This is a genomic window from Methylomonas rosea (assembly GCF_024505055.1).
GTDB lineage: Bacteria > Pseudomonadota > Gammaproteobacteria > Methylococcales > Methylomonadaceae > Methylomonas > Methylomonas rosea.
Map to the genome: position 1 here is coordinate 1 of NZ_JANIBL010000054.1, position 17,519 is coordinate 17,519.

Genomic DNA, 17,519 nt, shown 5'->3' on the forward strand with positions numbered 1-17,519 from the left:
TGGTCACCGGTGCCGCGCCGTCGCGGACCGTCGCCACGTCGCGGACCAGCGTCGTAACGCCGTTCACGGTGCGGACCGGTAAGTCGGCTAGGCGCGGAATCGAGGCTACCGCCCCATTCAGGCTGACATCGTATTCGTTACTGCCGATCTTCACAGTGCCGGTGGGTAAGATCAGATTTTGCGCCGCTAGTGTATCGTTTAAATCGGCCGGCGACAGGCCGCGCGCCAGTAATGCAGGCGCATCGACATCCAGCGTAATTTGCCGGCTTTTCGCGCCGAACGGATTAGTCATTGCCACGCCGCGTTTGGATTGCAGCTCGGTTCTGGCGATGTTATTCACAAAGTCGTTGACGTCGGTCTCCGGGACGACACTGCTGGAGATGCCCAATTGCACCAAGGGTAGATCGGCGGCCGAATATTGGATGACTTGCGGCGGTGCCACATTGGTTGGTAGCGAGCGGTAAACCGAGTTGCTGCTGGACATCACCTGGGCGATGGCCGTGCGGATGTCGGTGCCCGGATGGAAAAATACTTTTACCACCGCCGCGCCGCTATAAGACAGCGATTCACTGTGTTCGATGCCGTCGATCAAGGCCATGGAACGTTCCACGGAGGTGGTTAAACGGTCGGCTATTTCCTTGGCGGTCATGCCGTTGTACTGCCACAGCATCGCCACCACCGGAATATCGATGGCCGGAAAAATATCGGTCGGCATTCTCCGCAATACGTAGGGGGTAGACAACAGAATCAACAGCGCCGCCACGATAAAGGTATAGGGGCGGCGTAAAGCAATATTAACGATCCACATGGATTTCTCGGGAGATACGATTGATTAGCAAGCCTGTTTGGCTGGTCTGGCCGGTTTTAAAACTATCGTTTCTCCAGCAAAGGCAAATTCGCGCTTACGTTAAGCAATAGCTATACCAAGCAATCTGCATCGGGTTTTCGGGGCATGATTCCTAATGTACGCTGGGGTTTAGGTGGAGTTAGCGGCAAAGTGTTTGCGCCGTAAATACTCAGTACTGTTGTCCTGTCAACAGGCAGCAATCAGATGCTGCTGCTCTGGTAACAGGCTGCTGGTTTAAGAGTCTTTGGCTTTAAAGTCCCCAGCCTGGACTATCAAGCTTTGCTACGGTCGCGTTCAGCTATCAAGTCGCCGGATAATTCCTCCTGATAGAGTTGAGTGATGGCTTTGGGGTCTTCGGCTTCTTCGCTTTCCTTAACAGCATTACGAAATCCCTTGATAGCATCGCCCAGGTCGGCGCCGACATTTTTCAGGCGTTTGGTACCGAACACTAAGACCACGATTGCTAACACTACTAATAGGTGGGGAATGCTCAAGCCCATTTTTTTGCTCCAAAATTGAAAGTTGCTGATTTTAGGTAAGCCTTTTGCTGATGACTTATCCTCTTCAATGCGGTCTTCAGCAAAATAAGGGCCAACATGCAGGGTGAGTATTGGAATACGGAGAATTACCCGCGATAGACCAGGCATATCAACAACACCAACTTAAGTTGCCGAGCCTTGAAGCACGCTGCTTCTCGGCAAAAGTCCAGGAAAATGCTGATATACAAACATGTCATCAGCAGATGGTGCTGGTATAGGAGCAGGTAAAAAACGGGTGGGCATGTTTTTAGGCGGATTTCAGTTGATCTGCGTTGTCGAAAACGGCCGAATTAATTGGAACAGCAGGGCAAAGAGCAATACTTGGCAAGCAACATTCAGATTTCAGAGTATCTGCTGATATATCAACACCAAATCAACAGATTCTGTTGCTATAGAAACATTTATGTTTCGAAAAAACACGTAATCCCTTATTATTAGCTGGAAATTCAAAGTGGCATGAACCGTGCTTTGAGCCTGCTATCTCGCTGTTATTTTTCGAGCATTTTGGCTCTGCAACATCCACTTCTGCTGACCGGATCGCCGGAAGCCAGTTTGTCCCCCAAAGGACTGCTGGCTTTTTTTTGGCCTGTCGCCAGCGAAAGTGCCGGTGAGCGGATGGATTTTTAGCTCGGCAGGCTGATTTTTTGTTCGGCGATTGCGTACCGGCTGTTACGTTTCGACGTCGCTGAATAATCAACATTTTTAAGTCTTGGGAAACGATATTTCATGGATACATTTTTGAGTAGCGGTTACGTTACTCGCAGTAAAGGGGGAACCGTATGACACTATTGGCGTTTGACGAATCGCAATTACGACAGCTGTCGCACACCGTAAGAGCCACGGCGATGGTTTTCGAGGATCCGGTTTCGCGAAAATTGTTGGAACACATCGAGCGGATTGCGCCCAGCGATGCGACGGTGTTGATCATTGGCGAGACCGGCACCGGCAAGGAGTTGGTGGCCAGGCACGTACATGCTCTAAGCAAACGCGCCAAAGGACCGTTCGGCGCTTTAAATTGCGCGGCTTTGAGTGAAAATCTGATTGAAAGCGAATTGTTCGGCCATGAAAAGGGCGCTTTCACCGGCGCCTTAAATAGCAAGGACGGCTGGTTCGAAACCGCGAATAAAGGTAGTTTGTTTTTGGACGAAGTTGGCGATCTGCCGCTGGGTTTACAAGCCAAATTATTGCGGGTATTGCAGGAGCGGGAGGTGGTCAAGGTGGGTTCGCGGACGCCGTCGCCGGTGGATGTCAGAATCATCGCCGCCACCAATGTGAATTTGGAAGAAGCAGTGGCGGCATCGCATTTTCGCGCCGACCTGTATTATCGTTTCAATGTAGCGGCGATTCACCTAGCGCCTTTGCGGGAACGGCCGGGCGATATTTTGCCCTTGGCCAGGCACTTTTTGAAAGTCTACGGCGACCGCCTGGGCTATGGCGAAATCAAACTATCGCCTTCCACCGAATTGGCCTTGTTAAATTACGATTGGCCCGGCAATATTCGCGAGCTGGAAAATGCCGTGCATAGGGCCTTGTTGGTCTGCCCAGGCAATCGCTTGCGTCCGGAGGATTTCAAATTGTCCGGCGTGCGGGCCTCGCAGACCGGCCCGGCGGTTTCGACCTCTTCACTGGAAAGTTCGCTACTACGCTTGTGCGAACAAGCACCGCCTAAGCTGTTCGACATCATCGAAGAAACCGTGATTCGCACCGCATTCGAGTTTTGCGAAGAAAACCAAGTGCAAACCGCGCGCCTGCTGGATATTAGCCGTAACGTACTGCGCCACAAGCTGGGGCTGTACGGCATGCTGGCCAATGGTCAGAGAAAATTGGCCGTCGCTTATCAAGAAGGCGAAGATTAATCTTCGCCCAATTCCTTCAGGCACCTCGCCCGTGGCGGGGTGCTTAGTTCAATCTGATTAGTAAGAAGCTTCAGCTGAGCGTCATACCTGCACGGATACCCACAGGGCACAAGAGCGGGTATCCAGTGCCATGGATGGTAAGCTTCGAATCATCCATCAAGCCTGGATTCCGGCAATTCCTGCCGGAATGACGATCTTTTGGGTGCTATAGGCGAAGATTCTTGCTAATCAGGTTTCATACGCTATTTTCCAGGTGCCGGGGTTGATGTAGCAGGGCCAATGCCGACAATCTGCAAAATCGTATCTTCATCCTTCGCGCCGTCGTAATGGATTTCGTTGCCGTAGTGGGTGACGAAACTGCCAGCCGGTACCGGTTGCAAATGTTCTGGATCGTAATCGGTGCCGGTGCCGACCCACCAGGTTCCTGAAATCACTGTAATGAAGCGGTCGTTCGGATGCGAATGCGGTTTGCTGTTGTGATGCGCTTTCCATTTGTTCAGCACGACATAAAGACCGGGTTTGTTAGGATCGCCGACCAATACCGCGCTTTCCGAGCCGCTGGGATTTGCCACCCAATTGATTTGCTCCGGCAGTATGGAATTTCAACGTCGGCGCCGAATATTCCAAGCCGATTTTTGAGAGCAAATACATCGCGCACACCAGTTTTAATACCAACTATCAAACCGAGTTCAATAACAGCGACACCTTATCCGCCTAAGTCTTGGTGGGCGACAGAGCCAGAACGGACGCGGCGATTGGTATAGGTACCCGCGACAAGCACTGGGATTTGAGCTTGATCGGTAAAAATATCTTCAACGATAGAAATCACGAAACTGGCTGGAATTCCTATGCGCCGGATCCTTATCCGCGTTGGTTCGGAATTCAGCTAAGCGGGAAAATTTAGGGTGGGAGGTTGACCGAAATATGCACTTGATACCCGCTCGTAACCTGGAAATTAAACTGTTGATAGGCGGGCAGTTAGTCAGCAAAGGCTGATGACCTTTCAACAGTTTTTTAATAGGCGGCTTTGTTGCGGAGTTAGAAAGGCGGATAAATTTGGTTTAAAAGTTAGGTATTAAATTCAATTGTTTAAATCTAATTAATGGATGGCTAGGAGGATGTTTATCACCCTGTGGCACGGTCGTTGCGTTGAGCGTTATAGAAAGTTCGGATCGCGGGCGCCGTAGCGGCGTTGGCTCGAATTGGTTTTTGTAACATTCGAATAGGTGAGATCGTGAAGGAAAATTTAATGGGGAGTCTGTCGGCGGACAACATCGAATCGGTGAAAGTGCCGCTGCACATCAGCAATCGGCGTGGTTTGTCGGCGTGCGTGGCAATGGCAATAGCGGGTGGTTCAATGTTACTTGCTAACGATGCGACCGCCCAAACGACAACGGTGAAAAAAAGCGCGAAAAAAGCCGGAAACAAAACGGTTGCCGATAGCAAGGTTAGCGATTTACAGGCGCAAGTTGAGCGCTTGAGCCGGGAGCTGGAGGCATCCAAACGTCGCGAGCAGGATCTGCTCAAGAAAGGTGTGGCTACTGCGCCTGCCGCGGCCGGCTCAGCCGACGCAGCAGCGCTAAACAGCCAGGAGCCGGACAACGTAGTGGCGGCTGCCGAACCGGAGCCGGAAGAAAAAGCCGATGAGCCGCAAGATCTGTCGGAAGTGGTCGTAACGTCTCGGCGTAAGGAAGAAAAGTTACAGGAAGTGCCGATTCCGGTAGCGGTAATCAACCGGGAAACGCTGGAGCGGGATAACGTGGTATCAGTGCAAGACTTTTCCCGGCGCGCACCTAACCTGGGTGTCACGTCGGCGAATGCCCGGCAAACCAGTATCGCGTTGCGGGGATTGGGTAAGAACAGCGGTAACGAATCTATGGAACCCAGTGTTGGGGTGATGGTGGATAACGTCTGGCGGGCCTGGACCGGGGCTGCGTGGGCCAACTTTGCCGACCTGGATCAGGTGGAAGTGTTGCGCGGTCCGCAAGGTACGCTGCAAGGAAAAAACAGCAACTTGGGTTTGCTTAACATTACCACCAAGGCGCCGTCGTTTAAGAACAGTTATTACGTGGATGGTTTTGCCGGAAGCCGCGATGCGCTGCAAGGCAAATTCGGCGCCACAGGCACCATCTTGCCCGGCTTATTAGCCTACCGGGCTTCCGGTTTTATCGATAAGCGCGACGGTTTTGTGAAGAACTTTGACGTGCATCGTAGCGAGGGTGATTTAGGCGAGACCAACGCCCTGGGCGGCCGTTTGCAATTTTTGTTTACGCCGAGCGAAGATTTGAGTGCGCGCTTGATTGTCGATAAAACCGCCTCGACTCAAACCATGAGCGTGCAACCACTCATCGCCGATCCAACGCGATTTGATGATGGTACCCTTCGGACTACTACTTTCAGCACCCGCTTGGCTAGGGATTGGTTTAATACGCTGCGCAGCAATGGTCAAGCCGTGACCGTCATCGGCGATCCCAGGGCGATGGCGAATAATGAAAGACGCCAATCGCGCGGCGACGGGTCGGGGGTGTCGGCGGAAATTAACTGGGATGTGGCAGGACATCGCTTTACGTCTATCTCCGCTTACCGGGATGCATTGTTTGAACCGAATCATGATGGCGAATCAAGCACCGCTGACGTCGAGCGTATCTCAGGTTGGACCGTTAAAAATGAACAGTGGTCGCAGGAGCTTAGGCTGGCGTCTAAAGATCCGGGGCCAGTCGATTACCAATTTGGGGTATTTGCGATGCGGGCTATCGCCGATACGTTTAATCAACGCCTTTTTGGCGTTGATGCTGGCGCCTTCCACGCAAGCAACAGCCAATATGCCCTATTGAATGCGACTCCGGCATCCCGGCAATTATTGGCGGCGTCCATGCGCGATACCATGTTGACGCAAAACGTCGTGCCGGCTACCGACAGCTATGCCGGCTACGGTCAGATCAACTGGCATGTCACCGATGATGCGACCTTGACCTTGGGCTTGCGCAATACTTTCGAACGCCGGGAAAACACCGGTTACAGCCGAAATTTAGGAGGTGTGAATCTGGACACTTTGGGAGCGTCATTGGGGGCCAATGCGGCGCAAATTGCCGCTGCCAAAGCCATCCGCAGCAATCGTCTGGGGCCGGAATGGGATGCGCCGCGTCAGGGTTTCGATCAGAACTCGCAAAACTGGTTGATCAATCCCAGCTATAAGGTCAATAAAGACCTGATGGTTTACGGTTCGGTGGCCGGCGGCCAAAAATCCGGTGCCGCGCAGTTCAACTTCAATACCGGAGCCACCGAAAACGTCAAGCCGGAAGACGTGATGGACTACGAATTTGGTGTGAAGACTACTTGGCTGGATCGCAAGCTGGTGTTCAACGTCAACTTATACCAAACCGACATTCAAAGTTTTCAATCGCAGTTGGTTGCACCCGATCCATTGCGCTCAGGGCAATTCTTGTCTCAGCTGGGCAATATTGGCGGTATCCAATTGCGCGGTATTGAGTTGGAAACCAATTGGGATATTACTCAAGGTTTGAATGTGTTCCTGAACGGTTCGTATAACAAGGCCATTTATACCGACTTTGCCAACGCGCCTTGCCCGCCGGAGGCTAATAACACTGGATTTTGCGATCAGACCGGCAAAACCATCCCCAACGCACCGGCCTTTACCGCCAACTACGGGATAGATTACCGGGCACCGCTCACCTTTGGTTACGGTAACGACTACGGTCTGCAGTGGCATGCCTATCTGATCGATAGCTTTAAATCGGCGGCTAACTACAACGCCAGTTTGTCGCGCTACGGTAAGCAGGATGCCTACCACGTCACCGACGGCGGCATTGGTGTGGGTACCAAAAACGGTAAGTACAACCTGGATTTGGTCGGTAGAAATATTTTCGACACCATCTACTTTACCAATGCCAGTAACTTTTCCGGTACCGGCGCGGCTAGCGCGTCATTCGGCGATGCGCGTTACTACGGGGTGCACTTTAGAGCCAAGTTCTAATTTTTACACGTACCGGGCGGCCAGGTCGCCGTCCGGCAAACTGATTGATCGAAACATTTGCAAAGGAAATACTTATGTTATCTAAACACTTATATTTACTTGGTTTTGGCGCGTTGATTTACGGGGCGGCCGCGTGCGCGGACGATCCGGTTACCCCGGCTATTCCCGGTGTCTCCGCCGGTGGTGTGGTAGCCGAGCTGATCAAGGACTGCTTTAACGGCACGGAGGGACCCATTGGCTATTCCGACGGCAGTTTATTGTTTACCGAAACCCAAGCCAACAAAATCGTCCGTATCGGCTTGGACGATAAAGTCTCGACGTTTCTGGAAAATTCCAACGGTGCTAACGGTCTGGCTTTGACGCCCGATGGCGACATCGTCGCGGTACAAACCGTCAAAACCAAGGTCGGCGTGGTTCATCCGGCCAACAAGAAAAATACCTTGGCCGAAAATTATCAAGGCACCGCATTTCAACGTCCCAACGATTTGGTGCGCGCCAGCAATGGCGGTATTTACTTTACCGATAGCGGCACGCGGCCGAGTAAGGAAAATCCCAATCCGCCGCCATCGCACCCCGGCGTGTTTTATATTTCACCTGGCGGCGAGCTTAAGCAACTGGCAACCGACATCGAACGTCCCAATGGCATTCAATTGAGCAAGGACGAAAAGGTTTTGTACGTCGCCAATACGCAAGGCGAGCATATTCTCGCCTACGACATTGCCGCGGACGGTTCCATTCAGAATCGCCGCAATTTTGCCAAGCTGGACGGTTGGAAAAAAGGCGAAGACGGCACCTGGTCCAGCGGAGCGGATGGCATTGCAATAGACGATGAAGGCAGATTGTATGTTGCCTCTAACTCCGGCGTGGAAATCATTAGTGCCAAAGGCGAGTTGTTGGGCTTGATCCCGCTGCCTAAAAAGCCGCAAAACCTGGCTTTCGCGGGTGCGGACAAGAAAACGCTGTATGTAGTCGGTCGCGGTGCGGCCTATAAAATTCCGTTGCTGACTGCTGGTATTAGCAGTCGGCCAAAATAGGGCGGTTTGGGTGGCGTATCTCAATCGCTATTATTAACCCGGCCCTTAAATTCCCTGGATTCGTCATTCCCGCGAAGGCGGGAGCCGTTAGACCGCGTAGCGAATCCAGTATAGCCGATGGGCTCCCGCCTTCGCGGGAGCGACGATATTTAAGGGGCTGGTGAATACCGGGTTCTTAACACAGCGTCGCCATTCCGAGTTTAAGGGCCCTCCGCAATCATTCATCAAGCTCTCGTGGTGATAACCTCTAACGGGCAAGGATTTATCCTTCGCCCGTTTTTTTTGTCCGGTGTTTTTGCCAATTCCCAAGCTTCGGAGCTGGGGATGTTGCAAAGTTTAGCGCCAATTTATCTGTAAAACCTCCTATCGACATGCCGCAACCACTTTAATTGTTTGGCTTGGTGCTAGCCCAGCAACAGCACGTGTTGCGACCCTGCTGAATTTCCACCAGCTGCCTGAATTTTACTTGGGAATTTATAAATTCCTGAAGCGAGTTTGGAAGAGCTTTAAATAAATATCACCTTATAAATCAATGCGTAACAGGCTTGTAATTATTTGATAAAGCCGGTTTTTTATGGGTGGCATGTTAGTTGCTTATTGCCTAATGAGGAACCTTATTTACGCGCGCTAAACCGTACAGTTAGCAAATTTATTACAGGAATAAATATCAATGAAAAACACGACCACAGTGGCTTTGTTAGCTCTGATTTTGGCGGCTCCGGTAGTGCTTGCCGCCGATGCGGACGCAGGCAAAAAAACCGAGGCCCCGGCTGCGCGGCCTTATACCGCTAAGACACCGAAATTGAATCGCGCTGAAATCGATGCCTTGCTCGCCAAACCGGAGCAAGTGTTGTTTATCGATGTGCGTCGTCCCGATGAAATCAGCAAGATCGGTACATTTCCCGTGTACCTGAATGTGCAGATCGACGATCTGGAAAAGGTTTTACCGTTTATTCCCAAGGAGCGCTCAATCGTCACCGTTTCCAATCACGCAGGTCGTGCCGGTAAATCCGCCGATTTGCTGGCTGAAAAGGGTTTCAAAGTGGTAGGAGCGATAGGTTCGCAAAACTACGAAGAAGAGGGCGGCAAGATTACCAAAATCGTCCCGCCCGCGCCTAAGCCTGAAGAACATGCCAAAGAGCAAGAGCACAGCAAAGGCCATAAGCACAAAGGTTAATTTCCGAATGAGGCTGGGTGATCCCGGCTTCGTTCCATCAAGCTGACATTTTGGAGGAATTCCATGAAAATCAAACTATATTGCGCGGTGGTCTGGGGGCTGGCAATTGCGCTCTCAGGCGCAGCCCAGGCAGCCGACGACAAGCCGGCAACCGAAGCCGCCGCGCCCGCCGGACAATCCAAATCCAAACTCTGGTCGTATCAACCGGTGAAAGCGCCGGTCGTGCCTGACGTGCAGCAGAAGGATTGGGTGAGAACCCCTATCGACGCTTTTGTGCTGGCCCCTTTGGAAGCAAAAGGCATCAAGCCGTCGCAAGATACCGACCGCGCGTCGTTCATCCGCCGGGCCACGCTGGACGTTTGGGGTGTAATCCCAACCCCGGAAGAAGTCGATGCATTTGTTAACGACAAATCGGCCGATGCCTATGAAAAATTGGCTGACCGTTTGTTGGCTTCGCCGAAATACGGTGAGCGCCAAGGGCGTAAATGGCTGGATTTAGCGCGTTATGCCGACAGCACCGGCTTCCAGAACGATAACGACCGCTTGAACATGTGGCGTTACCGCGATTACGTGATTAGCTCATTTAATCAGGATAAACCGTACAGCAAATTCATTCAGGAACAATTGGCCGGCGACGAATTGTGGCCGGGCGACGAACAAGCCTTGGTTGCCACCGGCTTCATGGCGCAATTCCCGGACAACAGCAACTCCCGCGACCTGGTACAGCGCAAATACCAAATTACCACGGATATAACCGATACCGTCGGTAAGGTGGTGCTGGGTCAAACCGTGGAATGCGCACGCTGCCACAACCACAAATTCGACAAGATCAGCCAGAAGGATTATTTCTCGTTGCAGTCCTTCTTTGCCAATGTCGCGCCGGTAGACAATATCCCCGCGAAGAAAGGCGAGGTGGAAAAAGCCTATGAACAACAGTATGCCAAATGGGAAGAGGCGACTAAAGATATTCGCGCCAAGAAAAAGGCCATTATCGATACGCACAGGGAAGAGGCGCTTAAATATCACAAGGAACGTTATTTGACCGACTCCCGGGAAGCGATCTTTAAACCCAAAGAGCAATGGAACGCGCGCGACCGTTGGGTAAACCATCGTTTGGCTAATGTAACCGACGAAGGCAGCCTGGAATCGTATTTCCGCGAGAAGGGCGAAAGTACCGACGCTAAAACGCGCGATCCGAAAATCGCCGAGCAATGGGCCGAGTTGGAAAAACTGGATAAAGAACTTAAAAAATTCAACGATCTGAAACCCACCACGTCCTCCAACACCATTTCGGCGATGACCGAACTGGGTCATCCGGATGCGCCGCCTAGCTATGTATTCGCGGTGGGCGATCACGAAAAACCGTTGGAAGAAGTGCAACCGGCATTCCCGGAAGCGATTACCGACGAAAAACCGGACATCAAGCCGCTGCCGTTTTCATCCGGTCGCCGTTCCGCGCTGGCTAAATGGATTACCAGCCCGACCAATCCTTTAACCGCTCGGGTATTTACGAATCGGATTTGGGACCAGTATTTCGGTAAAGGCATCGTTACCACCGTCAGCGATTTCGGTAAAGCCGGACAAAAACCGACACATCCCGAATTGCTGGATTACCTGGCGCATAAATTCGTCAACGACGGCTGGAGCGTGAAAAAACTGCATCGCGAAATCCTGCTGTCCAGCGTTTATCGGCAATCGTCCGCTTACCGTGAAGATGTGGCGCAAGCCGACGGCGAAAACCAGTTGCTGGCGGTATTTCCTCGCCAACGCCTGGAAGCCGAGCAAGTCAGGGATTCCTTGTTAGCCGCGGCCGGCAAATTGGAAGAGAAAGTGGGCGGTCCTAGCGTTTACCCACCATTGCCGAAAGCGATTAATACCGCCAGCGGTAACTTCCAAGGCGATCCGGCCTGGAAAACCTCCAAGGATGTTCACGATCAGAACCGCCGCAGTTTGTACATCTTTACCCGGCGCAGTATCCCTTATCCGATCCTGGATTCCTTCAATATGGCGTCGCCGCAGGAAGCACATAGCAAACGCGAGGTAACCACCACGCCACTACAAGCTCTGACCTTGTATAACAGCGAACTGATTTTCGATTGGTCCAAATCCTTAGCCGGCCGAGTAATCAACGAGGCGGGTGAAGACGAAGAAGATCGGATCAGCAGACTCTATCAAATCTTGTTTGCACGGCAACCGAAGGATGATGAAAAAGAGTCGCTGCAAGCCTTCTTGAATGAACAGGAAGCCATTATTCGCGCCAAGGCAGCGGATGGCAAATTTGAAGTGAACGTGCCGGCCGGTGTTAAGGACAAGCCGCTGGGTAACCCTGTTAGAGCTGCTGCATTCGTGGATTTGGTCCACGTCGTAGCCAACTCCAACGAGTTTATCTACCGGTTTTAACCAGACATACGATTCGGTTTGAGTGGGCGTCCGCCGAGTCGGCTGGCGCCTTACCGAACCTGAAATAGTTGCCGACACAAAATTATATTCAAGAGGTTTAGATAATGAACAACAAATCACGTCGCGATTTTTTAATAAAAACCGGCTATGGCTTGGGCGGCTTGGCTGTCAGTGGTTTTCTGCCGGGCGGTGGCGTCATTGCCAGTGCTTTTGCGGACGACCCAGCTTTGCAAGCGCTGGCCGATGCCAACCCATTAGCGCCGAAAGCGCCGCATTTTGCGCCTAAAGCCAAAACTGTCATCTGGCTGCATATGTCAGGTGCCCCCAGCACGTTGGATTTATACGATTACAAACCCCAGTTGGTCAAACAAGCCGGTACCGGTATTCCGGCGTCGTTTTTGCAGGGCATCAAAACCAGTACCCAAGGCGGCGTGACCAAATTGATCGCCACCAAACGCGACTGGAAACAGCACGGGCAAAGCGGCGCCTGGTTTTCCGACTGGTTGCCCAACCTGGCGGAACACGCCGACGACCTGGCATTTATTAAATCCAGTGTGACCGTTGGGGCTACCCACGATATTTCCATCATGAAGTTGAACACCGGCGGCTTGAATCCCGGCCGGCCAACGCTGGGCGCCTGGGTGCAATATGCATTGGGTTCCGCGAATCCGAATTTGCCGGCCTACGTGGTGTTGTACAACGACAAACGCGAACCCCGCGGCGGTGTGACTAACTGGGAATCCGGCTTTTTGCCGGCGGTGTATCAAGGTACGCCGTTCCGTCCGGGCAATTCACCGATTTTGCATTTGAATAACCCGGAATACCTGGCGGCTGCGGAAAAGCGCCATGCGCTGGATTTGCTGAAACAGATCAACCAACAACATGCGGCCAACTATCCGACGGATAGTGAATTGCAAGCCCGCACCGAGTCTTACGAGCTGGCTTACCGCATGCAGGAAACCGCACCGGAAGCGGTCGACTTCAGTAAGGAATCCGACGCGACTAAAGCGCTGTACGGCTTGAACGACGAAATCACCCGCCCATACGGCGAGTTGTTGTTGCGTGCCAGACGCTTGACCGAACGAGGCGTGCGCTTTGTGCAAGTGGTATCCGGTCCAACCGACATCAAAGGCGACAGCCGCGATTGGGACGCGCACCAAAACATCGAAGACAACCACAGCAAGCATTCAAAAATTATCGACAAGCCGATTGCGGGCTTGTTGAAGGATTTGAAAGCCAAAGGGCTGCTGGATGAAACCCTGGTGGTGTGGACTTCCGAGTTCGGCCGTACGCCTTGGAGCGAATCCGGCGACGGTCGCGACCACAACCCTTGGGGCTATACCCAATGGATGGCGGGCGGCGGCGTAAAAGCCGGCTACACCCATGGCGGCACCGACGAATTGGGCGTACAAGCCATCAAAGGTACCGAAGTGGATACCTACGACTTGCACGCCACTGTGTTGAACCAGTTGGGTCTGGATCACTTGAAACTGATTTACAAGTATCAAGGCCGTTCCGAACGTCCAACGGTGGTGTACGGCAAAGTGATCAAGGAATTGATTGCCTAAGTTCGGGCTTTAGAGGCTTACCCGAAGGCGTGGTGCTTTCGGGTAAGCGATTCGCCGAATTGCCTATTAGCCTGGTGAGACGCGAATTTGAACCAATGGACATCTCTGAAAATTCCTTCTTTATCAAGCAGGGTTTCAAGAAAACGCTGTCAGAGAGCAAGCGTTTATCCCGGCACGGATGTCGGGTGGCCAATGGATGGCAGACCGGATTATCTCCCGGTAAAACGTGATGCTGGGCCTTTGTGGGGGCCTTGGGTGGCAGTATTAGGCTTGAGCTCTGCTGACAAAGAGGGAATTTTAGAGATGTTCCGAGACAACTATTAATGCGGTTTGTAATGCCGTGACAGGGTTATTGATATGCGAAAGACGATTTATCTTTTCGGAGTGTGGTTAGTGCTCAGCAGCAGTGCGGTGATTGCCGAAAGCGAATTCGATTTCGAAGAGTTAATGAATGATGTGGAAACCAAAATTCAGGAAGTGCAAAACAATATTGCCGCCAAGGACGCCAATACCGCGGTAGCGCAAGCCAAGCAATTACAGGACGAATTTAAACTGGTCGAAGGATTTTTTGCGAAGCGCGGTAATGCCGATGACGCGACGCATAACGCCAAGGAATATCAGGATAAGGCGGCGAATATTCAGAATGCGCTGACTGCCGGCGATTTCGATACGGCTGCCGTTGCCGCCAACGACTTTTCCAAACAATGCCGCGGCGTATGCCACGACAAATACAAACCCCTCTAATTGAAAGCCTATGAAAAACCTATTTTTGAAAAGCCTGCTGCCTGCCGTATTAGCTTTGCCGGTGATGGCCGCGCTGCCGGAAGGCCATCCAGCCCCGGATTTTCAAGCGCAAGCCTCCCTGGCCGGCAAGGCGTTTAATTTCACGCTGGAAGGCGCTTTGAAAAAAGGCCCGGTAGTGGTGTATTTCTATCCGTCCGCTTATACCGGCGGTTGTAATTTGCAGGCGCATAGTTTTGCAGTCAATCACGAAAAATTTGCCGCCGCCGGTGCCAGTATCGTCGGTGTATCGTTGGATAGCATAGAGCGCCTGAACGATTTTTCCGCCGACCCCAATTACTGCGCCAGCAAATTTCCGGTGGCATCCGATGCGGACGGCAAAATATCAAGTAATTACGATATTGCTGTCAAAGCCGCCGCGCCGGGTAAAACCGATAGCCGAGGCGTGGAAATCAACCACGGCTTTGCCGAGCGCACCACCTTCGTGGTCACGCCTGACGGCAAAATCGCCGCGACTTTCGGCGGCTTGAAACCTGAAGAAAATGTCGCCAAAGCGTTGGAAATTGTGGAAAAGCTCGCCGCTGATCGCTCGAAGGCGAACTAGGCATGGGGTTTTGCCGTTGGCTATATGCCGTCACACCGCCAACTAAACCCGTAACGTACCGGCGTCGGCGTAGCCCGTGGTTGGCCGTCAGTACGTTCGCGTTGTTCGCCTCAGCGAAAACTGTATTGGCCGAGCAAGGCGCTGAGCTTTCGTTACAACGTATCGGCAACGGTAATCCGGTCGCCGGTAAACAAAAGTCGGCTGACGAACGGTGCCAGGAATGCCATGGCGCCGAAGGCAATAGCGGCGATGTCCGGATTCCCAGCCACGCCGGTCAATACGCCGGTTATCTGGTTAAGCAGCTAAGCGATTTTAAATCCGGCGCCCGCAGCCACGAAATCATGAATGTGATGGCCGCCGATTTGACTCAAGAAGACATGGCCGACATCGCCGCGTATTTTGCCAGCCAGAAAGTCATGCGCGGCGACAGGATTGCCGACAATCCGCTCGCCAAAAATCTGTTTGTGAATGGCGATGCAGCGCGAGATCTGCCGGCTTGCGTTAGTTGCCACGGCGAAAACGGCAAAGGCAAGATTGCGGATAACATCATTTACCCGGTGATAGGCGGGCAGCGCCGGGTTTATCTGCGTAGTCAGTTGACCAACTGGAAGCTGGGCGAACGCAAAAACAGCCCGGAGGCCGTGATGAACAAGGTCGCCAAGTCCTTGAACGACGACGAACTGAATGCCTTGGTCGAATACCTGTCTGGCTTGTAACGAGATGAGCGTATCGCCGGCAGCTTATTTCTACTTTGTCGGATTCTCAAAGATGCTCGTCATTCCGGCAGGGATTGCCGAAATCCAGGCCCCATGGATGGGTCGAAGCTTGCCATCCATATCACTGGATACCCGCTTCCTCGCGGGCATGACGGCATTTGCTTAAATCTGACAAAGTAGAATTATTCCCATCCTTTTTACGGAGTTGATATGAAATGTTTTTTCTGGATAGCGCAGTGTTGCTGTCAATGTCGAAAAGGCTCGGGAGATTGTGCAAAGCTTGGGCAAGTCCGCACAGGCTGGTCAATTGCGGTTTAAGGAAGGATGTACTGGGGGAGAAGTGCAAGCTTATTTTCAACGGGTAGTGTCATCAACAAAAGGTGTTTAAGAGGGCGGCAATGAAGAAGTCTTTAAATTGGTTGTTATATGAAACCCACCGCTGGCTGGGGGTGGTGTTGGCTTTGTTCATGTTTTTCTGGTTTTTTACCGGCATCGCGATCATCTATTCGACGCCGACCACGCAAAGCCGCAGTCAGCAATTGGCGCACGCGGAAAGCCTGGCGCCCGAAGCCGGCTGGTTGAGCCTGGGCGAAGCCTGGGATCGCAGTGCCGAGCAGCGCAAGCAGTTTGCCGCGCAACATAAATCCAAGCCGGCAAACATGGGTGAACATGGCGCGCAGGCTAAAATCGAAGCGGGCCATGGCGTCGAACAGACTGTCGGTATAGCCGATGCCCGCTTGGTAAGACGAAACGATGAACCGTTTTGGCTGGTGGAAGATACCAAAGGCGCGCGCTTTGCCTTGTCCGCGCTGGACGGCAGTTTACGCGAAACCTCGGTGGAGCGGGCGCTACGCATCGCCGACGACTGGTTCAAACGCGACGGTATTAACCATAACTTGCAAGTAGTGGAAACGGTGGAGGCGCCGATAATTCTGCGCAATCAGGATGCCTTGAGGCCGTTTCATCGGGTAGCTAGCGACGATGGCGACGAGCTGCTGATTTCTGCGCGTACCGGCGAAGTTCTGCATGCCTCGACCCGCGTCGATAGGGCGTTTTACTATGCCGGCAACTGGTTGCATTTATTCAAACCCCTGGAAGCCATCGGCTTGGGGCAATATCGCCACGATGTGCAATTGTGGTCCGGCTTGGGCGCGACTATCGCCTGCATCACCGGTTTGATTATCGGTTGGCTGCGCTGGCGGCCGGGTTTTAACGGCAAGCCGACCTACTCGCAAGGCCGCACGCAACCGTATCGCGAATTTTGGTTTAAATGGCATTTTTGGAGCGGTTTGATTGGCGGTACCGTAGCGCTGTCTTGGGCGCTGAGCGGATTTATCGACACCAATCCCGGTAAATTATTTTCCGAAGCCAATCCGACCCGGCAAGAACTGAACCGTTATTTGGGCAAGGTGTTACCCGAAGCGATGCGCAATTGGCAACCCGGCCCGCTTAATTCTGCTGAGGGTACCGACATCGTCGAGCTGGGCTGGCGGCGCTTGGGCAGCGAAGCAGTGTTATTGGCCTACGGCCGCGATGGTCAAAGATTGCCTCAAACGGTGAATGGGGCGGTTCAGCAATTCAATAAAGTCTCCTTAACTGCCGCGATTCAGCGTGTGGCGGAAGATACGCCCATCGCCAGCCAGGAGTTATTGGACGATTACGACAGCTATTATTACCCTCGCCATCATCAAAGCGTGGTGGAAAAACCCCTGCCGGTGGTGGCGGTACAGTTGGCGGACGCAGCCGGCACCCGGTTTTATCTGGACCCGCAAGATGGCCGTTTACTCGCCAGGTTGGATCGCGGCCGCAGAGTCTATCGCTGGCTGTATTCCGGATTGCATCACTGGGACTTCGGGTGGCTGTATCGGCGGCCGATCTGGGATGCGTGGATGTTGACCTGGGTAGGTTTCGGTTTGGTACTGGGCGCTAGTTCGCTGGTGGTAGGTTGGAAGAGGCTGGTCAAAACCTTTAAACCGAAAACTCGCAGATTAGCAAAGCCGGAAAATATGCCGGAACTAGTGGCCGATTTGCGGAATTAGGCGG

At 52.7% G+C, this 17,519-nt stretch carries 14 protein-coding genes; 11 read left to right on the top strand and 3 right to left on the bottom strand.

From position 1 onward, the window contains the following. Together NP589_RS16025 and tatA are read right to left on the bottom strand one after the other, a co-directional pair. A partial coding sequence (locus NP589_RS16025) for an efflux RND transporter permease subunit (RefSeq protein WP_256607902.1) occupies positions 1–808 on the bottom strand: 808 nt, incomplete at its 3' end. A gap of 311 nt (positions 809–1,119) precedes the next feature. Beyond that, the gene (gene tatA, locus NP589_RS16030) at positions 1,120–1,347 is read right to left on the bottom strand and encodes a twin-arginine translocase TatA/TatE family subunit (protein WP_256607929.1); all 228 of its coding nucleotides are present in this window, start codon (positions 1,345–1,347) and stop codon (positions 1,120–1,122) included. Between the two features lie 818 nt (positions 1,348–2,165). On the opposite strand from tatA, the gene NP589_RS16035 reads away from it, so the two are divergent. Then, positions 2,166–3,242 carry a sigma-54 interaction domain-containing protein gene (locus tag NP589_RS16035; protein ID WP_064036810.1) on the top strand — a complete coding sequence of 359 codons (1,077 nt, stop codon included), beginning with the start codon at positions 2,166–2,168 and terminating at the stop codon, positions 3,240–3,242. A 242-nt stretch (positions 3,243–3,484) separates the two neighbouring features. On the opposite strand, the gene NP589_RS16040 is transcribed toward NP589_RS16035, so the two are convergent. Beyond that, on the bottom strand, positions 3,485–3,814 hold the full coding sequence (locus NP589_RS16040; protein ID WP_256607903.1) for a cupin domain-containing protein: 330 nt from the start codon (positions 3,812–3,814) through the stop codon (positions 3,485–3,487). Between the two features lie 152 nt (positions 3,815–3,966). Here NP589_RS16040 and NP589_RS16045 point away from each other — a divergent pair, with 152 nt between their 5' ends. The 10 genes from NP589_RS16045 (at position 3,967) to NP589_RS16090 (ending at position 17,515) form a co-directional block, all read left to right on the top strand. After that, the gene (locus NP589_RS16045; protein ID WP_256607904.1) at positions 3,967–4,146 is read left to right on the top strand and encodes a hypothetical protein; all 180 of its coding nucleotides are present in this window, start codon (positions 3,967–3,969) and stop codon (positions 4,144–4,146) included. 330 nt (positions 4,147–4,476) lie between these two features. Further along, positions 4,477–7,236: a TonB-dependent receptor gene (locus tag NP589_RS16050; protein WP_256607905.1), complete on the top strand. Its 2,760-nt coding sequence runs from the start codon at positions 4,477–4,479 to the stop codon at positions 7,234–7,236. Positions 7,237–7,310: 74 nt separating this feature from the next. Next, positions 7,311–8,270 (top strand): SMP-30/gluconolactonase/LRE family protein, encoded by a 960-nt coding sequence (locus tag NP589_RS16055; RefSeq protein ID WP_256607906.1) that lies wholly within the window; start codon positions 7,311–7,313, stop codon positions 8,268–8,270. A 670-nt stretch (positions 8,271–8,940) separates the two neighbouring features. Continuing rightward, positions 8,941–9,447 (top strand): rhodanese-like domain-containing protein, encoded by a 507-nt coding sequence (locus NP589_RS16060; protein WP_256607907.1) that lies wholly within the window; start codon positions 8,941–8,943, stop codon positions 9,445–9,447. Between the two features lie 63 nt (positions 9,448–9,510). Continuing rightward, positions 9,511–11,847 carry a DUF1549 and DUF1553 domain-containing protein gene (locus NP589_RS16065; RefSeq protein ID WP_256607908.1) on the top strand — a complete coding sequence of 779 codons (2,337 nt, stop codon included), beginning with the start codon at positions 9,511–9,513 and terminating at the stop codon, positions 11,845–11,847. A gap of 104 nt (positions 11,848–11,951) precedes the next feature. Then, complete coding sequence (locus tag NP589_RS16070; protein WP_256607909.1) at positions 11,952–13,415, top strand: DUF1501 domain-containing protein; 1,464 nt, start codon at positions 11,952–11,954, stop codon at positions 13,413–13,415. Between the two features lie 393 nt (positions 13,416–13,808). Beyond that, positions 13,809–14,159 (top strand): hypothetical protein, encoded by a 351-nt coding sequence (locus tag NP589_RS16075; RefSeq protein WP_256607910.1) that lies wholly within the window; start codon positions 13,809–13,811, stop codon positions 14,157–14,159. A 10-nt stretch (positions 14,160–14,169) separates the two neighbouring features. Beyond that, a complete protein-coding gene (locus NP589_RS16080; RefSeq protein WP_256607911.1) occupies positions 14,170–14,760 on the top strand; it encodes a peroxiredoxin in 591 nt (196 codons plus the stop codon). Between the two features lie 2 nt (positions 14,761–14,762). Further along, positions 14,763–15,476 (top strand): c-type cytochrome, encoded by a 714-nt coding sequence (locus NP589_RS16085; protein ID WP_256607912.1) that lies wholly within the window; start codon positions 14,763–14,765, stop codon positions 15,474–15,476. Between the two features lie 398 nt (positions 15,477–15,874). Further along, the gene (locus tag NP589_RS16090; RefSeq protein ID WP_256607913.1) at positions 15,875–17,515 is read left to right on the top strand and encodes a PepSY domain-containing protein; all 1,641 of its coding nucleotides are present in this window, start codon (positions 15,875–15,877) and stop codon (positions 17,513–17,515) included. The last annotated feature ends 4 nt before the right edge of the window (positions 17,516–17,519 follow it).

Coding starts and splice junctions, on each gene's coding strand:
- tatA (WP_256607929.1), bottom strand. CDS start 1,347: ATGGGCTTGAGCATTCCCCACCTATTAGTAGTGTTAGCAATCGTGGTC.
- NP589_RS16035 (WP_064036810.1), top strand. CDS start 2,166: ATGACACTATTGGCGTTTGACGAATCGCAATTACGACAGCTGTCGCAC.
- NP589_RS16055 (WP_256607906.1), top strand. CDS start 7,311: ATGTTATCTAAACACTTATATTTACTTGGTTTTGGCGCGTTGATTTAC.
- NP589_RS16060 (WP_256607907.1), top strand. CDS start 8,941: ATGAAAAACACGACCACAGTGGCTTTGTTAGCTCTGATTTTGGCGGCT.
- NP589_RS16065 (WP_256607908.1), top strand. CDS start 9,511: ATGAAAATCAAACTATATTGCGCGGTGGTCTGGGGGCTGGCAATTGCG.
- NP589_RS16070 (WP_256607909.1), top strand. CDS start 11,952: ATGAACAACAAATCACGTCGCGATTTTTTAATAAAAACCGGCTATGGC.
- NP589_RS16080 (WP_256607911.1), top strand. CDS start 14,170: ATGAAAAACCTATTTTTGAAAAGCCTGCTGCCTGCCGTATTAGCTTTG.
- NP589_RS16085 (WP_256607912.1), top strand. CDS start 14,763: ATGGGGTTTTGCCGTTGGCTATATGCCGTCACACCGCCAACTAAACCC.
- NP589_RS16090 (WP_256607913.1), top strand. CDS start 15,875: ATGAAGAAGTCTTTAAATTGGTTGTTATATGAAACCCACCGCTGGCTG.